24 protein-coding genes and 2 riboswitches are annotated in these 22,976 nt (G+C 49.8%); of the genes, 8 read left to right on the top strand and 16 right to left on the bottom strand.

The window, feature by feature from the left end:
* Nucleotides 1–266: 266 nt before the first annotated feature.
* Together guaA and smpB are read right to left on the bottom strand one after the other, a co-directional pair.
* Nucleotides 267–1,850: a glutamine-hydrolyzing GMP synthase gene (gene guaA / locus ACYVJG_RS09945; protein ID WP_460430965.1), complete on the bottom strand. Its 1,584-nt coding sequence runs from the start codon at nucleotides 1,848–1,850 to the stop codon at nucleotides 267–269.
* Between the two features lie 33 nt (nucleotides 1,851–1,883).
* Nucleotides 1,884–2,333: an SsrA-binding protein SmpB gene (gene smpB / locus ACYVJG_RS09950; protein ID WP_022652712.1), complete on the bottom strand. Its 450-nt coding sequence runs from the start codon at nucleotides 2,331–2,333 to the stop codon at nucleotides 1,884–1,886.
* A 136-nt stretch (nucleotides 2,334–2,469) separates the two neighbouring features.
* Here smpB and ACYVJG_RS09955 point away from each other — a divergent pair, with 136 nt between their 5' ends.
* Together ACYVJG_RS09955 and ACYVJG_RS09960 are read left to right on the top strand one after the other, a co-directional pair.
* Nucleotides 2,470–2,907 carry a type II toxin-antitoxin system RatA family toxin gene (locus ACYVJG_RS09955; RefSeq protein WP_027405064.1) on the top strand — a complete coding sequence of 146 codons (438 nt, stop codon included), beginning with the start codon at nucleotides 2,470–2,472 and terminating at the stop codon, nucleotides 2,905–2,907.
* 11 nt (nucleotides 2,908–2,918) lie between these two features.
* Nucleotides 2,919–3,227 (top strand): RnfH family protein, encoded by a 309-nt coding sequence (locus ACYVJG_RS09960; protein WP_460430920.1) that lies wholly within the window; start codon nucleotides 2,919–2,921, stop codon nucleotides 3,225–3,227.
* 73 nt (nucleotides 3,228–3,300) lie between these two features.
* On the opposite strand, the gene ACYVJG_RS09965 is transcribed toward ACYVJG_RS09960, so the two are convergent.
* From ACYVJG_RS09965 to ACYVJG_RS09985, 5 genes are all read right to left on the bottom strand, one after another.
* Nucleotides 3,301–5,163 carry a GGDEF domain-containing protein gene (locus ACYVJG_RS09965; RefSeq protein ID WP_460430921.1) on the bottom strand — a complete coding sequence of 621 codons (1,863 nt, stop codon included), beginning with the start codon at nucleotides 5,161–5,163 and terminating at the stop codon, nucleotides 3,301–3,303.
* Nucleotides 5,164–5,225: 62 nt separating this feature from the next.
* Nucleotides 5,226–5,504 carry a cell division protein FtsB gene (ftsB, locus tag ACYVJG_RS09970; protein ID WP_460430922.1) on the bottom strand — a complete coding sequence of 93 codons (279 nt, stop codon included), beginning with the start codon at nucleotides 5,502–5,504 and terminating at the stop codon, nucleotides 5,226–5,228.
* 9 nt (nucleotides 5,505–5,513) lie between these two features.
* A complete protein-coding gene (gene eno, locus ACYVJG_RS09975; protein ID WP_460430923.1) occupies nucleotides 5,514–6,797 on the bottom strand; it encodes a phosphopyruvate hydratase in 1,284 nt (427 codons plus the stop codon).
* A gap of 45 nt (nucleotides 6,798–6,842) precedes the next feature.
* The gene (gene kdsA, locus ACYVJG_RS09980; protein ID WP_460430924.1) at nucleotides 6,843–7,697 is read right to left on the bottom strand and encodes a 3-deoxy-8-phosphooctulonate synthase; all 855 of its coding nucleotides are present in this window, start codon (nucleotides 7,695–7,697) and stop codon (nucleotides 6,843–6,845) included.
* A 16-nt stretch (nucleotides 7,698–7,713) separates the two neighbouring features.
* Complete coding sequence (locus ACYVJG_RS09985; protein WP_460430925.1) at nucleotides 7,714–9,360, bottom strand: CTP synthase; 1,647 nt, start codon at nucleotides 9,358–9,360, stop codon at nucleotides 7,714–7,716.
* Nucleotides 9,361–9,607: 247 nt separating this feature from the next.
* On the opposite strand from ACYVJG_RS09985, the gene rpmB reads away from it, so the two are divergent.
* Together rpmB and rpmG are read left to right on the top strand one after the other, a co-directional pair.
* Nucleotides 9,608–9,841: a 50S ribosomal protein L28 gene (rpmB, locus tag ACYVJG_RS09990; protein WP_022652720.1), complete on the top strand. Its 234-nt coding sequence runs from the start codon at nucleotides 9,608–9,610 to the stop codon at nucleotides 9,839–9,841.
* 21 nt (nucleotides 9,842–9,862) lie between these two features.
* Nucleotides 9,863–10,018: a 50S ribosomal protein L33 gene (rpmG, locus tag ACYVJG_RS09995; RefSeq protein WP_460430926.1), complete on the top strand. Its 156-nt coding sequence runs from the start codon at nucleotides 9,863–9,865 to the stop codon at nucleotides 10,016–10,018.
* A 78-nt stretch (nucleotides 10,019–10,096) separates the two neighbouring features.
* On the opposite strand, the gene ACYVJG_RS10000 is transcribed toward rpmG, so the two are convergent.
* The 9 genes from ACYVJG_RS10000 to ACYVJG_RS10040 all read right to left on the bottom strand — a co-directional run bounded on the left by ACYVJG_RS10000 (nucleotide 10,097) and on the right by ACYVJG_RS10040 (nucleotide 18,793).
* Entirely contained in the window at nucleotides 10,097–10,813 is a 717-nt protein-coding gene (locus ACYVJG_RS10000; RefSeq protein WP_460430927.1) for a uracil-DNA glycosylase, read from the bottom strand.
* On the bottom strand, nucleotides 10,810–11,292 hold the full coding sequence (locus ACYVJG_RS10005) for a GNAT family N-acetyltransferase (RefSeq protein ID WP_460430928.1): 483 nt from the start codon (nucleotides 11,290–11,292) through the stop codon (nucleotides 10,810–10,812). Before ACYVJG_RS10005 ends, ACYVJG_RS10000 begins: the two co-directional genes overlap by 4 nt.
* Entirely contained in the window at nucleotides 11,279–11,944 is a 666-nt protein-coding gene (tsaB, locus tag ACYVJG_RS10010) for a tRNA (adenosine(37)-N6)-threonylcarbamoyltransferase complex dimerization subunit type 1 TsaB (RefSeq protein ID WP_460430929.1), read from the bottom strand. Before tsaB ends, ACYVJG_RS10005 begins: the two co-directional genes overlap by 14 nt.
* Nucleotides 11,945–12,020: 76 nt before the next feature.
* Nucleotides 12,021–13,238 carry an EAL and HDOD domain-containing protein gene (locus tag ACYVJG_RS10015; protein WP_460430930.1) on the bottom strand — a complete coding sequence of 406 codons (1,218 nt, stop codon included), beginning with the start codon at nucleotides 13,236–13,238 and terminating at the stop codon, nucleotides 12,021–12,023.
* A 20-nt stretch (nucleotides 13,239–13,258) separates the two neighbouring features.
* Nucleotides 13,259–15,181 carry a chemotaxis protein CheA gene (locus ACYVJG_RS10020; RefSeq protein WP_460430931.1) on the bottom strand — a complete coding sequence of 641 codons (1,923 nt, stop codon included), beginning with the start codon at nucleotides 15,179–15,181 and terminating at the stop codon, nucleotides 13,259–13,261.
* Between the two features lie 68 nt (nucleotides 15,182–15,249).
* Complete coding sequence (cheZ, locus tag ACYVJG_RS10025) at nucleotides 15,250–16,347, bottom strand: protein phosphatase CheZ (protein WP_460430932.1); 1,098 nt, start codon at nucleotides 16,345–16,347, stop codon at nucleotides 15,250–15,252.
* A 27-nt stretch (nucleotides 16,348–16,374) separates the two neighbouring features.
* The gene (gene cheY / locus ACYVJG_RS10030) at nucleotides 16,375–16,773 is read right to left on the bottom strand and encodes a chemotaxis response regulator CheY (RefSeq protein WP_022652727.1); all 399 of its coding nucleotides are present in this window, start codon (nucleotides 16,771–16,773) and stop codon (nucleotides 16,375–16,377) included.
* Between the two features lie 70 nt (nucleotides 16,774–16,843).
* Nucleotides 16,844–17,788, bottom strand: a complete 945-nt coding sequence (locus tag ACYVJG_RS10035) for a chemotaxis protein (RefSeq protein ID WP_460430933.1) — start codon at nucleotides 17,786–17,788, stop codon at nucleotides 16,844–16,846.
* A gap of 60 nt (nucleotides 17,789–17,848) precedes the next feature.
* Complete coding sequence (locus ACYVJG_RS10040) at nucleotides 17,849–18,793, bottom strand: chemotaxis protein (protein WP_460430934.1); 945 nt, start codon at nucleotides 18,791–18,793, stop codon at nucleotides 17,849–17,851.
* A 187-nt stretch (nucleotides 18,794–18,980) separates the two neighbouring features.
* On the opposite strand from ACYVJG_RS10040, the gene ACYVJG_RS10045 reads away from it, so the two are divergent.
* The 4 genes from ACYVJG_RS10045 (at nucleotide 18,981) to gcvT (ending at nucleotide 22,903) form a co-directional block, all read left to right on the top strand.
* Nucleotides 18,981–20,147 carry a sensor histidine kinase gene (locus ACYVJG_RS10045; protein WP_460430935.1) on the top strand — a complete coding sequence of 389 codons (1,167 nt, stop codon included), beginning with the start codon at nucleotides 18,981–18,983 and terminating at the stop codon, nucleotides 20,145–20,147.
* Nucleotides 20,140–20,661: a chemotaxis protein CheD gene (locus tag ACYVJG_RS10050; protein ID WP_460430936.1), complete on the top strand. Its 522-nt coding sequence runs from the start codon at nucleotides 20,140–20,142 to the stop codon at nucleotides 20,659–20,661. Before ACYVJG_RS10045 ends, ACYVJG_RS10050 begins: the two co-directional genes overlap by 8 nt.
* Entirely contained in the window at nucleotides 20,658–21,563 is a 906-nt protein-coding gene (gene gluQRS / locus ACYVJG_RS10055; protein ID WP_460430937.1) for a tRNA glutamyl-Q(34) synthetase GluQRS, read from the top strand. Before ACYVJG_RS10050 ends, gluQRS begins: the two co-directional genes overlap by 4 nt.
* 2 nt (nucleotides 21,564–21,565) lie before the next feature.
* Nucleotides 21,566–21,656, top strand: a riboswitch (glycine riboswitch).
* A gap of 8 nt (nucleotides 21,657–21,664) precedes the next feature.
* A riboswitch (glycine riboswitch) is annotated at nucleotides 21,665–21,774 on the top strand.
* A 37-nt stretch (nucleotides 21,775–21,811) separates the two neighbouring features.
* Nucleotides 21,812–22,903, top strand: a complete 1,092-nt coding sequence (gene gcvT, locus ACYVJG_RS10060; RefSeq protein WP_460430938.1) for a glycine cleavage system aminomethyltransferase GcvT — start codon at nucleotides 21,812–21,814, stop codon at nucleotides 22,901–22,903.
* Nucleotides 22,904–22,976: the final 73 nt, after the last annotated feature.

Raw genomic sequence — 22,976 nt, forward strand, 5'->3', positions numbered from 1 at the left:
CGTGATTTTGGAATTATCACCTCCCTTTTCAGCTGTGCCAAATAGATTTGTATCTTTTTTGGTGCATTTGACAATATTTCTTCGGCAAAGGTAATTGCTGTCAAAGCTTTTTATGTTAAGTGATTTTTGTGGTTTCCCTATGACGCGCCAGCCGGCATACTGGGTATTGGTAGTGCGTGGGCAAACCTGTGCGCACCTGATAAAGATAAAGAGACAAAAAAGCCCGCTCAACGCGGGCTAAAAACTGGCAGGTGCTAACGGTGTGGTTATTCCCACTCAATCGTTGCCGGTGGTTTGCCGGATACATCATAGACAACACGGTTAATACCGCGTACCTCATTGATGATACGGTTCGACGCACGGCCTAACAGGCTGTAAGGCAGCTCCGCCCAATGAGCGGTCATAAAGTCACTTGTCACCACTGCACGTAACGCCACCACCCACTCATAAGTGCGGCCATCGCCCATCACCCCCACCGACTTCACCGGCAAGAACACCGCAAACGCTTGGCTCGTTAAGTCGTACCAGTTCTTACCTGTTTTCTCATCGATGGTATTACGCAACTCCTCGATAAAGATCGCATCTGCACGTTGCAACAACTGTGCATATTCCGCTTTCACCTCACCGAGAATCCGCACACCCAAACCCGGGCCCGGGAAAGGATGACGATAGACCATCTCAGCCGGTAGGCCCAAGGCCACACCCAACTGCCGCACTTCATCTTTAAACAGCTCACGCAACGGCTCGAGCAATTTCAAATTCAACGTTTCAGGCAAGCCCCCTACGTTGTGATGGCTCTTGATGGTGTGCGCTTTTTTAGTTTTTGCTCCTGCCGATTCAATCACATCAGGATAGATTGTGCCTTGTGCCAACCACTTGGCCTTATCGAGTTTCTTCGCCTCGGACTGGAATACCTCGACAAACTCTGCACCGATAATCTTGCGTTTTTGCTCAGGGTCGGTCACGCCAGCCAATTTGCCCATAAATGCCGCGCTGGCATCGACATGGATCACCTTCACGCCTAAGTTTTGCGCGAACATTTCCATCACCATCTGGCCTTCGTTCAAACGCAACAGACCATGATCGACAAACACACAAGTCAGTTGATCGCCGATGGCACGATGAATCAACGCTGCTGCCACCGAGCTATCCACTCCGCCGGACAAGCCTAAAATCACTTCCTCATCACCCACTTGGGCGCGGATTTTAGCGACGGCTTCGTCAATGTAGTTTGGCATGGTCCAGCTTGGTTTTGCATTGGCAATATGCAGCACAAAGCGATGCAACATTTCTGTGCCACGTTTGGTATGCGTGACTTCAGGGTGGAACTGCACGCCGTAGAATTGGCGTTGTTCGTCTGCCATCGCCGCAATCGGGCAAGACGGTGTTTCAGCAATCACATTGAAACCTGCTGGCAGCTCGGTCACTTTGTCGCCGTGACTCATCCACACATCCAACAAGCCTTCACCGGCTGGGGTGATGCTGTCTTGCAGACCTTCTAACAATTTCGAATGATGACGGGCGCGGATTTGTGCATAGCCAAATTCGCGTGTATCGCCGGATTCAACCTTGCCGCCCAAAGTTTGGGCCATCCATTGCATACCGTAGCAAATCCCCAATACTGGCACACCCAGTTCAAACAAAGCAGGGTCGGCTTGGTAGTCCGATTCATAGACCGAATTTGGCCCACCAGAGAGGATAATCGCCTTGGGAGCAAAAGCACGGATGTCGTCGATCGACATATCAAACGAATGCAATTCGCAGTAGACATGCGCCTCGCGCACACGGCGGGCGATCAGTTGGGTAACTTGTGACCCAAAATCAAGAATGAGGATTTTATCCATGTTTATCACAGTCAGAGAGAGAAAGAGTAGGCGAAACGATTAACGGTTGTGAACCTTCATGATTCGTTGCCGTTCACGTTGCCATTCGCGTTCTTTTTCGCTTTCGCGTTTGTCGTGTTGTTTTTTACCACGCGCCAAACCGATATTGGCTTTGATACGCCCACGGGAATAGTGCAAATCTAACGGCACTAAGGTGTAGCCCGAACGTTCGACTAAGCCAATCAGCTTGTTAATTTCGTTTTGTTTGAGTAACAGCTTGCGGGTGCGGGTGGCGTCGGGGTGGACGTGGCTAGAAGCACTCAAGAGCGGCGTGATATGACTACCCAATAGCCAAAAAGCGCCGTTTTTTAGAATCACATACGCTTCTTTAATCTGTGCTTTACCGGCACGGATGGATTTCACTTCCCAACCTTCAAGGACGAGACCCGCTTCATAGCGTTCTTCGATAAAATAATCATGGGTTGCTTTTTTATTTTGTACGATGCTCACGACGCTTACCCCTGTCAAAACAGGCAAATAATCTGCCAGTGTACCAGTTTTTGACCGCCTTCCCGAGGTTTAGCGCGGGAAGGAAAAGTCAAGCTCTGAGTTTGCCAATCAACTTTTTATGAGTTTTGCCAAAGTTATGCCAACGATAGAAAAAACCGTTCTTGTCATGCACACCCCAGCGCAGATGTTTCAATTGGTAGATGAGGTGCAGCGCTATCCCGAATTTTTACCGTGGTGTGCCAAAGGTGAGGTGATTTCGCGCCAAGGCAATGAGTTGGTTGCCAGCCTGTATATCGACTATCTGAAAATCCGCCAGCATTTCACCACCCGCAACCACAACACGCCCCCGAACACGATTGATATGGTGTTGGTCGATGGCCCATTTGAAAATTTTGGTGGTGGCTGGCGTTTTCACCCCTTGGGTAGCGAGGGATGCAAAATTGAATTTCGACTGGAATACACGTTTTCTAGCAAATTATTAGAAAAAGTGATTGGGCCAGTGTTTAGCCGCATCATGGGTACCTTAGTCGATGCTTTTATTCAAGAAGCCGACCGTTTGTATGGTGATGATTGAGGAAAACTGTTGTGGCAAAAATTCAAATCGAAGTGGTCTATGCAAAACAAGAACAGCAAGCCTTGTTAAAACTGATAGTTGAAGAAGGAACAACGGCGCAACAAGCCGTGGAGCAATCAGGCATCTTGCAGCAATTTCCTGAAATTGATCCGACCCAATTAAAGTTGGGGATTTTTTCCAAGGCAATTAAAAGCGATACGGTGTTGCGGGAACGTGATCGGGTTGAAATCTACCGCCCACTGATTGCTGACCCGAAAGCGGTGCGCCGCAGCCGCGCTGAGGCGGGTAAGGTGATGAAAAAAGGCGGGGGGGATGCTTAACGGCGCCTCGCGAAAACACTATTGTTCGACGTGTGAAGCCTGCCCGTTTCGGAACGGGCAGCGCCTTAAATCCTTAGAGTAAGGGCGGCTCTGCTGAAAACGAGCCCTCTTCATCGACACCGTTCTCATTGGCTGCAAAAACCCGATTCTTTCCAGCCATTTTAGCGGCATACATGGCACGGTCGGCACGATCAATAATCTCGATCTCGGTTTCTTCCGTCCCACATGCCGCTACCCCTGCGCTAAATGTCAGCACCAAGCGATCGTTATTTGCCATAAAAAAGGCTTTGGTCAATTCGCGTTGTAAGCGTCGAATAATATCGAGCGCCTGCACAATCGATGTTTCTGGCATTAACACCACAAATTCTTCGCCGCCAAAACGAGCGACGACATCTGTTGGGCGCAATTTTTCTTGTGCAATTGCCACCAGATGTTTCAGTGCATCATCCCCTGCCAAATGTCCATAACGGTCGTTGAGTTGTTTGAAGTTATCAATATCAATCAACGCCAATGATAAAGGACGGCCAGTGCTGATTTGTCGTGCGCGCTCACGGGCAAAAATTTCTTCCAGACCCCGCCGGTTATAGGCACCGGTCAGTTGGTCTTCTTTAATCTTTGCACTCGCAGCATCTAAGGCTTGTTCTAGCTCTTGAATTCGATATTCTGCGCTTTCCACCCGTTGTCGTGTGGCTAGCAATTCATCGCGGGCACTGACCAAATCTACTTGGATCGAACGCGTATCGCTCATTAAATAATCGACAATCTGACCAAGGGCAATCGGGTCTTGTGCGGTTTGCAGCTGTTCGGTGTAACCCTGAATCCGATTTTGATATTGATCGGTGTGGTCAACCATCATCGATAAGCGTTGCGTGAATGTGTTTAGCATGTCGCGTAACGAGTCGGTGGCCTGATTGAGGCTGTGTTTTAACAAACCCTGTTTATAAATCACCTCTTTCAGTGAGGCCTCGAGCTGATAAATCGCCCGCATGGTCATCACTTCGCACGTTAATAGCGTACGGACTGCCTCGATTTGTCCCCCTAGATGGCGGTCGGAACCCGCAAGTTCATCTAAGTTTTCTAACAGTAAATCAAGTAAATTGACCAAGCCATTGACGATTCTTTCTTCATGTTGCTGGTGAATCGCCGTTTTAATCCACAGTTTTTTCAGATTGCGGGCAAGCAACTCTTGCTCATCTAAATTTGATACCCCATCCAAGGTTCGTGAGACATGCTCGAGTTCATGCTGTAATTCAGGGAAACCATGAAAACGGGGTGCCACGCCTTGGTATAAGGTCTCGGCCAACATCGCTCGCCACCGTTCCCACCCCACCGGTAATTCAGGGGGTAACAACGTGAGCCCACCGGCGGCAGCCCGTTCAGCCTCCGCTTCTAAATCTTCCATGCCCAACGACAATAGATCGGCTGCTACTGGGGGAAGTGCTGGGGCTTTATCCATCGGCTTGGCCCAGCCCTGCACCAAATTATTCAGTTTTTGATACAGCTGAATTGGGCTTGCCCCCGCTTGCATGGCGAGCACACGCTGTAACGCTTGGCGTTTTTTAGATTGGGTTAATCCGGGTTGATGGGCTTCCCATTCTTGTACAAAGCGTTCAAACAGGGTTCCCCACTCTTGACCGATACTGTTTGCCAACACCCGTTCCTGCCCATACTCACAGGCATAGCGCACTGCTTTTAACCAATCGCGTTCATTGAGCGCTTGTTGAATCCGGTCGCGTTCAACCTCGGCATGCGGATGATCGGCAGGAAGCGAGTGTTGTAATAGATGTCCCCAATCGGGTTGGGCGGAATCAGTGATTGGTTCGGTTTGTAACCCTGCAATTTCTTGGTAGAGGCGGGTGTAGTTTTCAGGAGTCGGTGCCAGTTTTTCAGTGGCAAGGCGGAGGAGAGTTTCTCTGGCAATTTCGGTAGGTGTCATGGTGGAGCATTTATAAGGCATGGAGTTGGGGACAACAACGCACGACACAGAGGGTTAGGGAATTAAGGTTCTTTATTTAGCAACTGGAAAAACACTTCGCCCGATTTAATCATACCAAGCTCACTGCGAGCACGTTCTTCAATGGCCTCTGTCCCTTGTTTAAGGTCTGCCACCTCGGCGGTGAGCGCCTGATTGCGCGCCAACAGGCGTTCATTTTCTTGCCGTTGTTCAACCAGTTGGCTATCAATCTGCATTACCCTGACCCAACTGCCCTTACCAAACCACATGGGCCATTGTAAGGAAACAATCAGGGCGATCAGGATCAGGGTAACACTACGCATCGTGGCAGCTTACTTTAAATGATAGAAAGCAGCACGACCAGGATAGGTTGCGGCATCGCCCAGTTCTTCTTCGATGCGCAATAACTGGTTGTATTTGGCCATCCGGTCAGAACGAGACAGCGAACCGGTCTTGATCTGCATACAGTTGGTTGCTACTGCTAAATCGGCGATGGTGCTGTCTTCGGTTTCACCAGAACGGTGGCTCATCACACTGGTATACGCAGAGCGTTTTGCCAAATCCACTGCTTGCAGCGTTTCGGAGAGGGTACCAATCTGGTTGATTTTTACTAACAGGCTGTTGCAAATACCGGCTTTGATACCCTCAGCCAAGATTTTTGGGTTGGTCACAAACACATCATCACCAACCAACTGTACGGTTTGACCGAGCTTGTCCGTCAAGATTTTCCAACCGGCCCAATCATGCTCGCTCATGCCATCTTCGATGGAGATAATCGGGTAATTGCTGGCTAAGGTTGCCAAGTAATTAGCAAATTCTTCCGATGTCAACGACAAGCCTTCACCAGCCAGATGGTATTTGCCATCTTTATAAAACTCAGAACTGGCACAATCCAAAGCTAACAACACATCTTGGCCTGCGACATAGCCTGCTTGTTCAATCGCTTCCAAAATCAGCTTCAGCGCGTCTTCGTTCTTTTCCAGATTAGGAGCAAAACCACCCTCATCACCCACCGCTGTCGAGTGCCCTTTATCGGCACAGATTTTTTTCAGGGTATGGAAAATTTCGGCGCCACAACGCAAGGCATCGCGGAACGAACCTGCGCCGACTGGCATAATCATGAACTCTTGGATGTCCAAGCTATTGTTAGCATGTGCACCACCGTTGATCACGTTCATCATCGGTACTGGCAGGCTCATTGGGCCCGCACCACCCAAATAGCGATACAGTGGCAAGCCAGCATCTTCCGCAGCTGCACGTGCCACGGCCATTGATACGGCTAAAATTGCATTCGCACCTAAACGGCCTTTGTTATCGGTGCCATCCAATTCGATCAATACTTTGTCGATATAGCTTTGATCAGCGGCATCCAAACCCACTAAGGCTTCACAAATTTCGGTATTGATATGTTCTACCGCTTTGAGCACGCCTTTACCTAAATAGCGGCCCTTGTCACCATCGCGCAGTTCTAATGCTTCCTTTTCACCGGTGGAGGCACCAGAAGGCACTGCAGCACGTCCCATCACACCCGATTCTAATAACACATCAGCTTCTACGGTTGGGTTACCACGCGAGTCCAACACTTCACGGGCGATCACATCAATAATCGAGCTCATTCAAAAGTCCCTATTTATAGGTAGGAAGAAAAAATTAGGTACAGATCAGGCCATGTCTTCTGGCCACGACCCACGCTGTTTGACCAAAGCATCAATCTCACGCAGGGTATACAGCAGTTCGGCGACTCGCGACAACGGCCAAGCATTCGGGCCATCAGATAAGGCTTTAGCTGGTTCAGGGTGGGTTTCCATAAACAGCCCTGCCACCCCTGCCGCCACTGCGGCACGGGCCAATACTGGGACAAATTCACTGCGACCCCCTGACGCATGACCCAAGCCACCCGGTTGTTGTACCGAGTGTGTGGCATCAAACACCACTGGGCAGGCGGTTTGCCGCATGATGGCCAAGCTACGCATATCTGATACTAAAGTGTGGTAACCAAAGGACACACCACGTTCACACACCATAAAGCGGTCATCATCTAGGCCCACTTCTTGTGCTGCTGCACGGGCTTTTGCCACAACCTGTGTCATATCTTCTGGGGCAAGAAACTGGCCTTTTTTGATATTCACTGGTTTGCCGGATTGAGCAACTGCGCGGATAAAATCGGTTTGCCGACATAAAAATGCTGGGGTTTGTAAAACATCCACCACGCTGGCGACTTCTGGTACTTCGGCTTCGGTATGCACATCGGTCACGACTGGCACGCCAATTTGCTGTTTCACCTCGGCGAGAATGCGTAAACCTTGTTCCATGCCTAAACCACGGAACGACTGTCCAGAACTGCGGTTGGCCTTGTCGTAACTGGATTTGTAGATAAAAGGGATGCCCAACTCAGTGGTGATCTCTTTCAAACGACCCGCTGTATCCAAAGCGAATTGCTCACTCTCGATCACACAAGGGCCTGCCATCAAAAACAGTGGCTGGTTCAAACCGATTTCAAATCCGCATAATTGCATAGGTCAGACCTTTGATTTATTTCACTTTTTTAGCTGTTTTATGAGCTAAAGCGGCTTTGATATACGCAATGAACAAAGGGTGACCATTACGCGGCGTGGAAGTAAATTCGGGATGGAACTGACAAGCAAAGAACCACGGATGGGTTGCCGCAGGCAATTCGATCGTTTCAACCAATTTTTCAGCACCCACCGAACGACCACTGATGACCAAGCCAGCGCTTTGCAAGCGTTCAACATAGTGATTGTTGACTTCATAACGATGACGATGGCGCTCGACGATTCGCTCGGCACCATAAATTGTGGCAGCAAGGCTGTCGCTCACTAAATCACACTCTTGACCACCCAAGCGCATGGTGCCGCCAAGGTTGGAGTTTTCATCACGTTTTTCGACTTTACCATCGTGATTGACCCATTCATCAATCAGCGCCACGACAGGGTAGTCGGTTTCGAGATCAAATTCTGTTGAATTAGCGCCCTGCATCCCAGCGACGTCACGAGCATATTCAATCAGCGCAATTTGCATCCCTAAACAAATACCCAAATAGGGGATTTTGTGTTCACGGGCAAATTTCACCGCACAAATTTTACCCTCTACACCACGCTTACCAAAGCCACCCGGCACCAAGATGGCGTCCATGTCTTTCAGACTTTGTGCGCCATTGCGTTCGATTTCTTCAGAATCAATGTAGTGAATGTTGACGCGTGACTTGGTGTGAATCCCTGCATGAATTAAGGCTTCAGACAGTGATTTATAGGATTCGGTCAGATCGACATATTTGCCGACCATAGCGATATTGACTTCGTCCTTTGGGAACTCCAAGGCATGGACGATGCGATCCCATGCTGATAAATCAGCCGCCGGCAAGTCCAGTTGGAATTGTTCGCTGATAATGTCATCGATGCCTTGGGTATGTAACATGCCAGGGATTTTGTAAATCGAGGTGGCATCGTAACAACCAATGACCGCCGATTCTTCGACATTACAGAACAAGGCAATTTTGCGACGTTCTTCATCGGGTAATGGACGATCCATGCGGCACAGCAGAATATCAGGCTGGATACCAATTTCACGCAATTCACGCACAGAATGTTGCGTTGGTTTGGTTTTAATCTCGCCTGCTGCACCGATAAATGGCACGTAAGACAGATGGACAAATAAGGTGTTTTTGCGACCCAAATGCGAGCGCATTTGACGAATGGCCTCTAAGAAAGGCAACGATTCGATATCACCCACTGTACCGCCGATTTCAACAATCGCCACATCCACATCACCCGCGCCTTCGCGCACTTTGGCTTTGATTTCATCGGTGATGTGAGGGATGACTTGCACCGTGCCGCCCAGGTAATCACCACGACGTTCTTTAGTGATGACAGACTCGTAAACTTGGCCGGTGGTGAAGTTATTGCTGCGCTTCATACGGGCTTTGATGAAACGCTCATAGTGGCCGAGGTCAAGGTCGGTTTCTGCACCGTCTTCGGTGACAAATACCTCGCCATGTTGAAATGGACTCATCGTACCCGGATCGACGTTGATATACGGGTCGAGTTTTAACATGGTGACTTTGAGGCCACGAGATTCGAGAATCGCCGCAATAGACGCGGCGGCGATGCCTTTACCCAAAGAGGAGACAACGCCGCCGGTCACAAAAATAAACTTGGTCATTAGAGAGTACGGGGGCTAATGGAATTGGTAATTGTAACCCGAAAGCGGCGCACTCTCAATGCACCTTGCGCTAACCAAACTATTGACTCAACAAGATAAAACCTATTCCCTCGCCGAATGCAGTTCATGCACCAAAAATTGCCAATATTTTCATCATCAGGGTGTTTGCGTCGTCATGTTTGGCTTGAGTGAAGCTGCTAGTTCATGATATAAAGACGGTTTTTATCGGTTTCTGGAGATAACTCTCATGGCGCGAGTTTGCAAAGTCACCGGCAAGCGTCCGATGGTTGGGAATAATGTGTCCCATGCCAATAATAAGACCAAGCGCCGGTTCCTGCCCAACCTGCAGTATCGTCGTTTCTGGGTTGAGAGCGAAAACCGCTGGGTACGCTTACGTGTGTCCAATGCGGCCCTGCGTACCATCGACAAGAACGGTATCGACGTTGTGCTCGCAGATCTGCGTGCACGCGGCGAAATCTGACAGTAGGAAGGTTTCATCACCATGCGTGAAAAAATTAAACTGGAATCGACCGGTGGTACTGGTCACTTCTACACCACAACCAAAAACAAACGTACCAAGCCTGAAAAAATGGAGATCAAGAAGTACGATCCCGTTTTACGCAAGCACGTCATCTATAAAGAAACTAAGCTCAAATAAGCCGATTGTTTCTCGACAGATACCGAAAAAAGCCTCCGTTTGGAGGCTTTTTTCGTATCAAAGCAACATCCGAAACCACTAAGACATCACTTCTCGCGCTAAACACCAATCCTCCCATGCCCGCGCTTTGTCAGGTAGATTGCGCAATAAATAAGCAGGGTGATAACTGACCACCAAAGGAATATCACGCCAACGATGTACCCGCCCACGCAGACGGCTGATGGCTGAATCGGTCTCTAATAAAGTTTGTGCGGCAAAGCGCCCCAAGGCTATCACTATCGCTGGTTTGACATAATCAATCTGTGCTTCCAAATATGAAAAACAAGCGGCGATTTCTGCTGGCTGTGGGTTGCGGTTTCCCGGTGGGCGACATTTCAAAATATTCGCAATCAGGACATCCTGTTCTCGATCTAACCCGATTGCATGCAACATTGCATCGAGCAACTTACCCGCAGGCCCAACGAATGGTAAACCTTGTTTATCTTCCTGTTCGCCGGGGGCTTCTCCAATAATCATCCACTTCGCTTGCGTTGACCCTCGGCTAAATACGGTTTGGCTTCTGGTCTGTGCCAAGCCACACTTTTGGCACTGTTGAACCTGTTGTTGTAGGCTTTCCCACGCTATGACTGGTGCGACAGTGGCGACTGCTGGCGCTGCGGTGAGTGCTGTTGTATCTGATACGGTAGCCGCCGGCGGTATGGGTGCCGCAGTGGCAGCGATAGGCGGGGCATGGCGTGAGTGCCAGAGTGGGGTTACGCCCATTGCCTCTAAAACAAATTGTTGTTCTGGGGTCATGTTGCGTCCTGTAATGGCAAGATTTTTTCTAACACCAGCCCGTCTTCGCGCCCACCTTCAGGCAAAGGGTAATACCCTCGACGTCGCCCAATTTCTTGATAACCTAGACTTTGATATAAACCACGGGCAGGCTGATTGCTGACGCGTACTTCTAATAGCATCCGTTCCTTACCCTGTTGGATTGCCCATGCTTCACACTGGCTTAATAAATAGCGTCCCCATCCTTGCCGTTGTTGTGGTATCGCAATCACGATTTCCAATAATTCCACTTCATCAGGCAAGGGCAATAACACCGCAAATCCTACCCACTGTTGTTGCCATCGCAAGCCGATAATAAGGTGGTCTGCTTGCCAAGAGCTAACTAATTGCGACAATGTCCACGCACCGATTTGTGCTTCTGCCGCCATGATGGCCAATTCAGGTAAATCCGATTCTGCCAGTGAGAAAATACATTGTGGCCGAGCCTTAGTGTCGTTCATGGGTTTTCAGTGCCACTTTATCGCGCAGGTACAACAACGACAGTTGTTCGGCAGATACGGTTGAGAATTGTCCCGACAACGCCAATCGCAGCAGACCGGCAGAGCTAGGAACTGAAACCGGACTGATAGTGAGCGGGCTGTCTTGTACTGCTTGTTGCAAGGCCTCTGTATAGACCGACCATGCTGTGCCACAGCCTGTCCATGCCTGAGTAGGCAAGGCAGCAATATGTTCTGGTGTGGTCAGTTGAGGAGACACAATCGGTTGTTGCCATGCACCCGCTTGATAGGCAGCGAAATAGATTTCGCCCATCCGCGCATCCATTGCGACCAATGGATAATCTGCCTCTGTACTCGCAGCCACGGCGGCTAAGGTTGAAACGGGCATTAACGGTAGATGGTGAGCAAAAGCCAATCCCTGTGCTAAACCACAACCAATGCGTAAACCAGTAAAAGCACCGGGCCCATTGCCTACCACAATCAGATCGATCTCAGCTAAAGTCAGATTCGCCTGTTCCAGCAATTGTCGCAGTTGTGGCAAGGTGTATTCCGCATGACCTTGCTTGATATGGGCATCAGCTTGCCATAGCTGGCCATGCGCATAGACCCCTAATGCAACCCACTCGGTTGCGGTATCGAGAACAATACAATTCATTTTTTGTGTATCGCAAATAAAGAAGCGGCAGCCGTAGGAAACGGTGCCGCTGTCGAAAATCATATTTCCAAGAGACTTAGATACCGAGTTCTTCCACCCACGCCAAAGCATTGACATGCGCTTGGTTGATCTCGTTGGCCGATAAACCGAGTTGTTCACTCAGTGCCTGTACCTGTGTCATTTGTGGATCTTCACATGCCTCGATCAGTTGTAATACCGTACCAAACAAGCCACGGCGTTCTAACAACGCTTCGCGGACTTCTTCAGGTAACAGCATATTGTCTAATACTTCCGACATTGGCATATCTAAAATCACATCCAGCAAAGAGAACATGCCCGTGATAAACAAGTCATCATTGTTAGAGCGATGGCGGATGGATTGTCCCACTAACTCGGCAAAACGACCGCGTGTCACGGTGGTTTTCAATAAAGCTGGAGGTAAGCCGGCTTCTTCGCCAGCAGAGACCAACAACAAGGTCAGCCACCGGTAGAGTTTTTGATAACCAAGCAAGGTCAACGCTTGTCGAATCGAGGTGATTTCACTGCACAGAGCAAATCCGACTGAATTGATGTAGCGGAATAGCTTATACGACATTGCTACATCGGCCTTCATCGCCCGTTCAATATCAGGAATCTCTGCATTTTTACGCAGTAAATTCAAAATGACGATGATATTCGACAGATTGGGGTGAATGGTTTTGGCAGATAATGTTTCTGGGCGTGCAAAGTAGTGTCCTTGGAAGCCATCAAACCCTGCATCGCGCGCTAAGCGGAAGTGTTCGCGGGTCTCTACTTTTTCGGCCAGTTGGATCACCGCGTGTTTACGCAAGTCTTGGCTAATTTGCGGCAAACGGTTTACGTCTGCATGCAAAATATCCACTTTGACATAGTTGGCAATCCCCAAAAGCTGCGCTTGCGTGGTGCCCAAGGCAAAATCATCGAGTGCAATACCAAAGCCTTGTGCCCGTAAACGCTTCGCCCGCTGGATTACTTCTTCATTGCAGGTGATGGAAGGATTGATTTCCAACACCACCCGTTGTGGATGTAACAATTCTAAAAACTCACTCATCAACATTCGTTCACCGACGTTGATAAAAGCCAGTTTATTGCCAATCAACCAACCTGCGCTCATATTGGCCAAGGTGTTAGCCAATACGCTGATTCCTGCTTGTAAATCACTGTCGAAGTCGGCTGTAACCGCCTGACCATCAAGACGAAATAAAAGCTCGTAACCGATAATTTGCTGGTTACGGTTTAACACCGGTTGTCTACCGATAAATGCAGCACTAGGCATGACCGTCCTTCAAAAAAGACTTATGAAGCATCAAACAAGGCTAAGTTATTGCTGACGCGAGAGCTCGACTCGCTGCTTTTCCCAGACAATAAATCTTCCATGTCCAATACCAGAACCACCGAACCATCGCCCGACAGCGTGGCACCTGCAACACCTTTAGGACGGATATTTTGTAGTGGCTTAATCACTACATCATCACGGCCCACAAAGGCATCGATTGCCAAAATAAAGGCTTTTTCTGCCGATTGCATCAAGACACCAAAAGCAGGGTCTTGTGTCGGTGGCCAGTTCAATAAATCTGCCAAGGGGCGTACAGGGAGGATTTCATCACGCACCACAATGGTTGGGCGGCCAGAGACTTCTTGAATCGAATTTTTCTGGATAGGGATAATTTCACGCACCATTGCCAACGGCACGGCAAAGGGTTGTCCACACACTTTCACCACCAACACCGGCAAAATAGCGAGGGTCAAGGGCAAGGAAATGCTCAAACGTGTGCCTTCACCCATCACTGAGCTGATGTCGATGCGACCGTTTAATTTTTGGATGTTGGTACGTACCACATCCATCCCAACCCCACGGCCAGACACATTCGAGATTTGATCTTTAGTTGAAAAGCCGGGCAAGAAAATAAGATGCAAAGCTTGTTTGTCGTCAATGCTGTTGGCGGTTTCTGCGTCGATCAGCCCTTTTTCCACCGCTTTTTTACGCAACACCTCAGGATTCATCCCACGACCATCATCATTGATCTCAATAACGATATGGTCGCCTACCTGAGTGGCAGACAGTTCAACCACGCTCTTGGCAGGTTTGCCCACCGAAATACGTTCTTCTGCCGTTTCAACACCATGATCGACCGCATTACGTACCAAGTGCACCAGTGGATCGTTAAGATCCTCAATCATGGTTTTGTCGAGTTCGGTCTCTTCACCCGAAATGACCAACTCAACTTCTTTGCCTAACTGTCGTGCTAGATCACGAGCCAAACGAGGATATTTTTGGAACAAGCGGCCAATTGGCTGCATGCGGGTTTTCATCACCGCATTTTGCAAGTCACCGACTAATAAATCGAGCTGGCTGACTGCCTCGTCTAACGCACGTAAAGTATTTTGCGAGTTATTGCCTTGCAGAATTTCAGTACGTAGGGTGGTAAGGCGGTTTTTGGTTAATCCAATCTCACCAGACAAGTTCAACACTTGGTCGAGACGCTGGGTATCAATCCGAATGGTGTTTTCTTGTGGTGCTGCAGTCACCATCCCGCTTGGTTTGTTTTGTGTCCGTGGCGGAGGCGGTGGAGCAGGTGGGGCAGCGGCAGGAATCAATTCACCTTCGGTGGCTGGTGTGGCAACGGGCGCAGGTGTTGGAGCCGGTGTGGCAACGACTGCCTGACTGGTGACCGCTGGTACTGCCGCTGCAGGGACAACCACAGCTTGATATAACTGTTGCCAGTCTGGGCCGCTACTTGGCGCGGGTGCGGCGGCAGCAGGTGCCGGCGCGGGCGCAACCGGTGCTGGTGCAGGGGGGGCGGCAACTGGGGGCGGTGCTGCTGCTTCACCACGCAAGGCGCCTTCTAAGCGATCTAATAAATTAGAGTCGGCACTCGGTGGCATCCGGCGTTGTGCCAGATAATCGAACATATCACGGACTGTGCCTGTGGCATCCATGATGACGTCCATTAACTGTACCGAGAGTTGCAATTCGTTATTACGGAGTTTGTCGAACAAGTTTTCCGTACGGTGGCACAACGACACCAGAGAAGCGACATTTAAAAAGCCCGCTCCGCCTTTGATGGTGTGGAACCCACGGAAAATGTCATTTAACAAATTCGTATCGCCAGGTCGTTTCTCTAGCTCGACAAGTTTGTTATCGACATCGGCCAGCAATTCGGACGACTCGGTCAGAAAGTCTTGCAATAGTTCTTCCATTCCGGCGAAGTCGCTCATGATGGGGTTCCTCTTTCACTATAATTTTTAGATATCTGGGGCGGGTGTCGGTCAATTTCTCGAGAACCCTAGAAGCCAAGGCTTTCTAATAGATCATCCACTTGCTGTTGATTTGCAACGACATCGGTACGCCCAGTGGCATTGATCACTGGCCCGTTTTCCAGACCTGTACTGCATTGTTCTGGCTCTCGCTCAGGAGAATATTCCATCAAAAACTCAACCAGCTCACCTTCGACTTGCTGCACCATGTTCAAGACACGTTTGATGACTTGGCCAGTCAAGTCTTGGAAATCTTGTGCCATCACGATTTCCATTAGTTGTTGATTTGTTGCTTGGGTTTTTGATGGCAATTCGTTTAAGAAGCGATGCGAATTTGTCGCCAATAATTTGAATTCTTCAACCGACAATTTATTGTCGAACAACTGTTGCCAACCTTGCGACAACGCCTGTGCCTGACGCTCCATCTCATCTTGCAAGGGTTTAGCGCGATCGGTGGCATTTAACACCCGTTCGGCGGCCTGTTCGGTCATGGTCGCGACATATTGCAGACGATCTTTTGCGTCAGGAATGGCGGAAGCGGCCCGTTCCAGCGATTTGTCGTAGCCCAACTCGCGTAATGCGTCATGGAATTTCCGTGTTAGCTGACCGACACGGGAATACATCACGGCCTCACGATCCGAGGTGTTGGATTCATTCACCGGACTGGGCGCAGGGCTTGATACCGGTGCCGCTGCTGGCATGGCATGTGTCTGTTGCACCACCGCATCAAACAACGCCTCAAGTTCAGGGTTGTCCCCTTCCATTTCCATTGAAACCGGTGCCGGTGCTGGCGGAGGGGGCGCAACGGGGGCATGGGCGGCTTGAGCAATGCTATCGAATAAAGCTTCAAGTTCGGGGTTATCGCCCGAAGGGGAAGATGGGGCGGGAGCAGCAACCGGTATAGGAGGCGGTATGACAACTGCTGTTTGTACATGAGCAGATTGCGCTACGCTATCAAACAGCGCCTCTAATTCGGGACTATCGCCTGAGCCAGTATCGAAAGACGGACTGGGCGCCATCGCAACGGGAGTGGGCACAGGCGCAGGGCCTTGTCCTTGATGTGCCACGCTGTCAAACAGCGCCTCTAACTCCGGTGAGTCTCCGCTTTCCAATAGATGATCCGGCATAATGATTTCCTCCCGTTAAGCGTTAGCTCACTGTTTGGCCAAGTTTTGGAAGATTTTTGCCAGTTTTTCTTCCAAGACTGCTGCGGTGAATGGTTTGACGATATAACCATTAGCACCTGCAGTTGCCGCTTCAATGATGTTTTCACGCTTAGCTTCTGCAGTAATCATCAAGAAAGGCAGATGTTTAATTTGTGGATCTGCACGCACGGCACGCAACAGTTCGATCCCTGTCATGTTCGGCATGTTCCAGTCCGAGATCACAAACTCATACGCTTGTGTTTTGAGTTTGTGCAGCGCGGCAGTCCCATCTTCGGCCTCATCCACATTGGTAAAACCCAATTCTTTCAAAAGGTTACGGATGATGCGACGCATCGTCGAGAAGTCATCAACGACGAGAAAACGAAGATTTTTGTTTGCCTCTACCATAATTTGTCATGTCCTAGTTGGTCGAGAGTTGTAAATGAGCCGCGTATTCTATGGCAATTTGAGAAGATTGTTATCTTTGTAGATAAGGAAGCAAAGTCTCTGCCAACAACGCCGGTTCAAATTTTGCCACGTAAGCATCCACGCCAACACTGGCCCCCATCGCACGATTGGCATTGGAGGAGATGGATGAGTGCATCACCACTGGAATCCCAGCAAAGCGTGGGTCGCTCTTAATATTACGCGTTAGCACAAAACCGTCTAGCTCTGGCATTTCAGCATCAACCAAAATTAATTTGAGCGTATCAGCCAAGCGGCTTTGGCCTGCTGGTTGACGGTTGGCAAAAGACTGCAATTTATCCCATGCTTCACGACCATTGGTGGCCTGATGGTATTTCACCCGCATCTTATCGAGCACGCTGGTGATTTCTTTACGTGCTACCACCGAATCATCTACAAAAAAGACAAATTGATCGGGGGCTAAGTCCGCTTGTGGGATATCTGGCATCCGTGACTCGCCCACTACAGAAGACAGAATTTGCTCAACGTCTAAAATCGATACCAGCTTACCGTCTTCCAATTCGGTAATCGCGGTAATCATGGCTTGGTTGCCGCCACTGCTGCTGACGACGTTTTCTGGTGCCCGCATCTTTTCCCAATCGACCCGAATAATACGATCTACCGAATCGACCAATAGCGCCTGTGTACTGCGGTTAAATTCCGTCACAATCATCGAATTATAGGTGCGTGTTTCTGCCTGAGCCGCACCAATAAACTTAGCCAGCGAGATTATCGGAATAATGTTACCGCGTAAGGAAATCACGCCTTGTACGCCAAAAGGCATGTTGGGTGATTTTGTGATTTCAGGTGTTTGTGAAACTTCACGCACTTTGAATACATTGATGCCAAAAATTTCACGTGTGCCAAGCGAAAACAGCAGGATCTCCATTTTATTGGAGCCTGCCATACGTGAGCGAACATCAATATCCGCCAGAAGAGGAGCGTCTTGTACTGTCATAATGACTTGACCTTAAATCATCTTGGCTATGCCGGAGTAAAGAGGGAGAGCCACACGCAATCAGCCCAATTTGAGCATTTCGCGGATTTTTAGCGACAATTTCTGTGGTTCAAATTTGGATACATACGCATCCACCCCAACCGACTGCCCAAGTTTTTGGTTTGAGGTTCCAGAAAGAGATGAGTGCATCAATACGGGAATACCAGCAAAACGGCTGTCGCTTTTGATCATCTTGGTCAAAATATAGCCATCCATTTCTGGCATTTCGACATCAGTTAATACTAATTGCAGGTGGTCTCGTAATGGCACACCAGATAAATCAGATTGGGTTGCCATGCGTGACAGCTCATCCCAGGCGCGACGGCCATTGATGGCCCCAGCATGGCGCACGCCCATCATATCCAGCGTTTTTTCGATCTGTTTACGGGCAACGGCAGAGTCATCGGCATAAAACACCATACAAGGTTGTTGTATGGGCTCGATATTGACGTATTGGAATGAGTCGTCGATGTTGGTGGTTTCGGCTAACACCTTCTCGACATCAATCATCATCACTAACGAGTTATCTGCCAACTCGGTGACTGCGGTGACTAAACCGCCCATCCGGTTAGAAATCATCTCGGGGGGAACACGCATTGCCGACCAGTCGAGGCGCAAGATGGTATCCACGGCTTCGACTAAAAATCCTTGCGTGTGACCGTTGTATTCAGTCACGATCATGATTTCTGGCTGTTTGTCTGTGATAATGCCAGTGTATTTTGCCAAGTCGATCACCGGTACCAGTTGACCACGTAGACTGACCATGCCTTCTACAGAAGCTTGCATTTCTGGTGCAGTAGTGATTTCTGGTGTACGCATGACTTCACGCACTTTAAATACGTTGATGCCGAAGATTTCTTTTCGCCCGGTGCGCTGATCCATACCGAGAGAAAAGAGAAGGATCTCCAGTTTGTTGGTACCCGCAAGTTTGGTTCGGGCGTCGATTCTTTTCAGAAGGTCGGACACAGGCGGCTCCGCTGAATGGGTCTTTGTCAGAGTTGAATTAAATTTTAGGATGACATCGCGAACAATTTACAGGCATGATGCCAAACAAAAACAGTTTAGCAGTCAAACGCGCAAAACCTGTACGGAATGCATCATCACGCTATTATTACCACAAAATCCCAAGAAACGTCATAAAAGCGATTTGTGAATGTCTCATTCCCCCACAAACTCTCCTGCTGAAGTGCATTCTCTCGAAGAGGCCTTTTCTGTTTTTAATCGAGTTTCAGCCGAGTTAATCGAGTCCTATGAACAGTTACAACAACGTGCTGCTGAACTGACGGCAGAACTGGCCCGCGCTAACTTAGAGTTAGAGCGTAAAGCCGCTGAAAATCAAGATTTATTAGCACGGCTTAGTTTATTGCTCGAACTGTTACCCGCTGGGGTCATCGAAATCGATGCTCAGGGCCAAATTCTGCGGCTGAATCCAGCGGCACGCGAGTTATTTGGTGAGGCACTCACACAGACGACTTGGGCAGCGTATCAGCCTTATTTTACACCGACACCGGTTGAGGATCGCTTTGTTTTTTGTCGTGGTGAAGCTGATATTCGTCAACTTGATATCAGACAGCGCCCACTGCCAGAGGACGCAGGACAAATTGTGTTGATTCAAGATGTCACTCGTCATCACAATTTGCAAGAACGAATTGAACAACAACAACGATTGGTTGCCATGGGGCAAATGGCTGCATCGTTGGCCCACCAACTGCGTACGCCGTTGAGTACCGCCATGTTGTATGCAGGACATTTACGGCGCGAAGGGCTCACGAGGGAAGAACAACAACGCTTTGCGGATAAAGTTTCTGAACGATTGCGGGTGTTAGAAGGCTTGGTGCAAGACATGTTGCGCTTTGTTCGTGGTGGCCCCTCCCAAGTTGAAGCAGTCAGCGCCAATCGTTTTCTGACTGAAACCGTACGCAGCCTACAGCCACAGTTACAAAGTCGAGGCTTGGAATTAGACTTGCAACTTTTGCCTCAAGACGTGGTGATTCAAATTGACAGTCGTGCCCTCGGTGGTGCTGTGCTGAATGTGTTGGAAAACGCCATGCATTTTGCCTCCCCAGCCAGTCAAATCCGCGTGCAAGCCGAACGTGAGAGCAACCAACTCACCATCACCATCAGCAACCAAGGGCCTATCATCCCCGACGCGCTAGCAGAGCGAATTTTTGAGCCATTCTTCACCACACGTTCCGAAGGGACAGGATTAGGGCTGGCCATTGTCCGGCGCGTGTTAACAGAAGCTGGTGGAGAAATTTGTTTGCTCCCTACCCGTGATGATTGTTGTCGTTTTCGTCTGAGTTTACCCTGCCATGATTAACCCTGCCCTACCGCGTGTTTGTATCCCACCGGGGGGGTATCACATCAGCCAACAACCAGCATGTTTAGTTACCCTGCTGGGTTCTTGTGTGGCGGCTTGTATGCGCGACCCGCTGACCAAAATTGCCGGAATGAATCATTTTTTATTGCCCAAAGGGGGGCGGGCATTGCCGGCGGCAATACGAACACGTTATGGTGAATGGGCGCTGCCGATGTTAATGGATGAAATGATTCAACGAGGGGCACACCCCAATCGCATTGAAGTGGCGCTGTTTGGGGGAGGCAATATGATGCCGGGGGTGTTGCGTTGTGAAGTGGGTGACAAAAATGCGGAATTTGCACAAAAATTTGTCCGTGAATCTGGCTTAAAACTGATTCATGCCGACCTCGGCGGCTTGCATCCACGACGGATTAGCTTTGATACCCAAACAGGGCTATTTCATGTCCACCGAGTAGAGCCTCATACCCAACTGCCTTTAATCAATATCGCTTCTGGTAAACCTTCTCGCCCATGATTGCTGTTGCTCTACCCTATCGTGGACGCTTTGCGCCCAGCCCCACTGGTCATTTACACGCGGGTTCATTGTCTACCGCCATTGGCAGTTATCTTGAAGCGCGTTGTCGCGGCGGTGAATGGTTACTGCGGATTGAGGATATCGACCCACCACGAGAAGTGGCAGGCGCTGCTGCTGGCATCTTGCACACTTTGGAACAACTCGGGTTTGAATGGGATGGTCCCGTGCTGTACCAACACACCCGTCTTGAGGCCTATCAAGCCGCACTCAATCAACTGCAGCAACAAGGTTTGGCCTATGGCTGTGGCTGTAGCCGCAGTGAAATTGCTGCCTATGGCCGCCGTGGTTTGGAAGGATGGATCTATCCCAATTTATGTCGAGATGGCTTACCACAAGGCAAAACAGCGCGTGCTTGGCGGATGCGTGTGCCAGCAGGTGACTATCGTTTTTATGACCGCTTGCGTGGTTGGCAACAACAAAATGTTGCAGCAGACATTGGGGATTTTGTGCTGCGGCGTGCTGATGGTTTGTTTGCCTATCAATTAGCGGTGGTGGTGGATGATGCTGCACAGGGCATAACAGATGTGGTTCGTGGGGCAGATTTATTAGATTCGACGGCACGACAAATTGTCTTGCAACAGGCGCTGCAAGTGCCTACCCCAAGCTATTGCCACCTGCCGTTATTGGTCAATCAGGCCGGGGAAAAACTCAGTAAACAGACGCTCGCTCCACCACTGGATTTGACACAACCCGCGCAGACACTGCGTCAAGGTTTACAACGTTTAGGGCTATTAGCACCGCCAGAATGCCAACAGATCAGCGAGTTATGGCAATGGGCGCGGGCACATTGGCAACTGTCCAATGTGAATGCCGCTTGCCAAGTCATTGATCGCACACCATAATGCCGGCTTTTGCAGGAGAGTGTGGTTTCTACCACCGCCGAAGGCGCAAGCGCACCCGCACAATCGCTCAGGCAAATGGACTGCAAAAAACGGGCTTTATGCCCAAACACTCTGGAGAGCGTCGCAGCGTTTGCGACCACCGAAGGGGCTAACGTAGCCACGTGAGCAAATGCTACGGAAAATCTCAGGTGCCCAAGACAGAGGGGTGCATCATTTCACAGGTTTCTCTGCACCTGAAGGATGCACTGATGACGCAAGCTCTCCAAACCACCGCCTTACACGCCCTCCATACCGAACTCAACGCCAAGCTGGTTGATTTTGCCGGCTGGTCGATGCCTATTCACTACGGTTCACAATTGAAAGAGCACGAAATCGTGCGCCAAAGCGCAGGCTTCTTTGATGTGTCACACATGACCATCGTTGATATCACCGGCGCCGACGCCACCGATTGGTTACGCTATTTGTTAGCCAATGATGTGGCGCGTCTTGGTTTTGTGGGCAAGGCGTTGTATTCCGCTATGCTTAATCCACAAGGCGGGGTGATTGATGATTTGATCGTCTATCTGACCGACACCGGCTATCGCATGGTTGTCAATGCTGGCACCCGCGATAAAGACTTGGCTTGGATGCGCGAACAAAGTGCTGGCCGTGCGGTTACCCTGACCCACCGTCAAGATTTATCCATCATTGCTGTTCAAGGGCCTGAGGCCATCGAGCGCGTGTGCCAAGTGAAACCGGAATGGGCAGAAGCCATCCGCAATCTGAAAGTATTCCAAGGGTTGCCATTTGGCGACTGGTTTATTGCCCGCACCGGCTACACCGGTGAAGATGGCTTGGAATTGATGGTGCCGAACCATGAAGCAGACGCCTTTGCCCGTGGTTTGTTGAGCGTGGGTGTGGCACCGATTGGTTTAGGTGCGCGTGATACCTTGCGCCTTGAAGCCGGTATGAACTTGTATGGCCATGATATGGACGACAGCATTAGCCCCCTGCAAGCTGGCATGGGTTGGACCATTGCGTGGGAACCTGCCGAGCGTGATTTCATTGGCCGTGCTGCCATCAGTGCTGAAAAAGCCGCTGGTGTGGCGATGAAACAAGTGGGTTTAGTGCTTGAAGGCCGTGGGGTGTTGCGTGAAGGCATGCCTGTCAATGTGGACGGTATTGGCACCGGTATCATCACCAGCGGTACGTTCTCTCCGACTTTAAAATTCTCGATTGCTATCGCACGCGTTCCCGCTGCGATTGGCGAACAAGCCACCGTTGACCTGCGTGGCACTGCCACACCGGTGCGCGTGGTAAAAATGCCATTCGTTCGCAACGGCAAACGACAATTTGTTTGATCCTTCTTTGATCATTCACTATCCCTAGGTGGGGCGTTGGGCATCCGCTTGCGCCTCACCCCTCTGTATTGTT

Source organism: Aquaspirillum soli, from assembly GCF_054781915.1.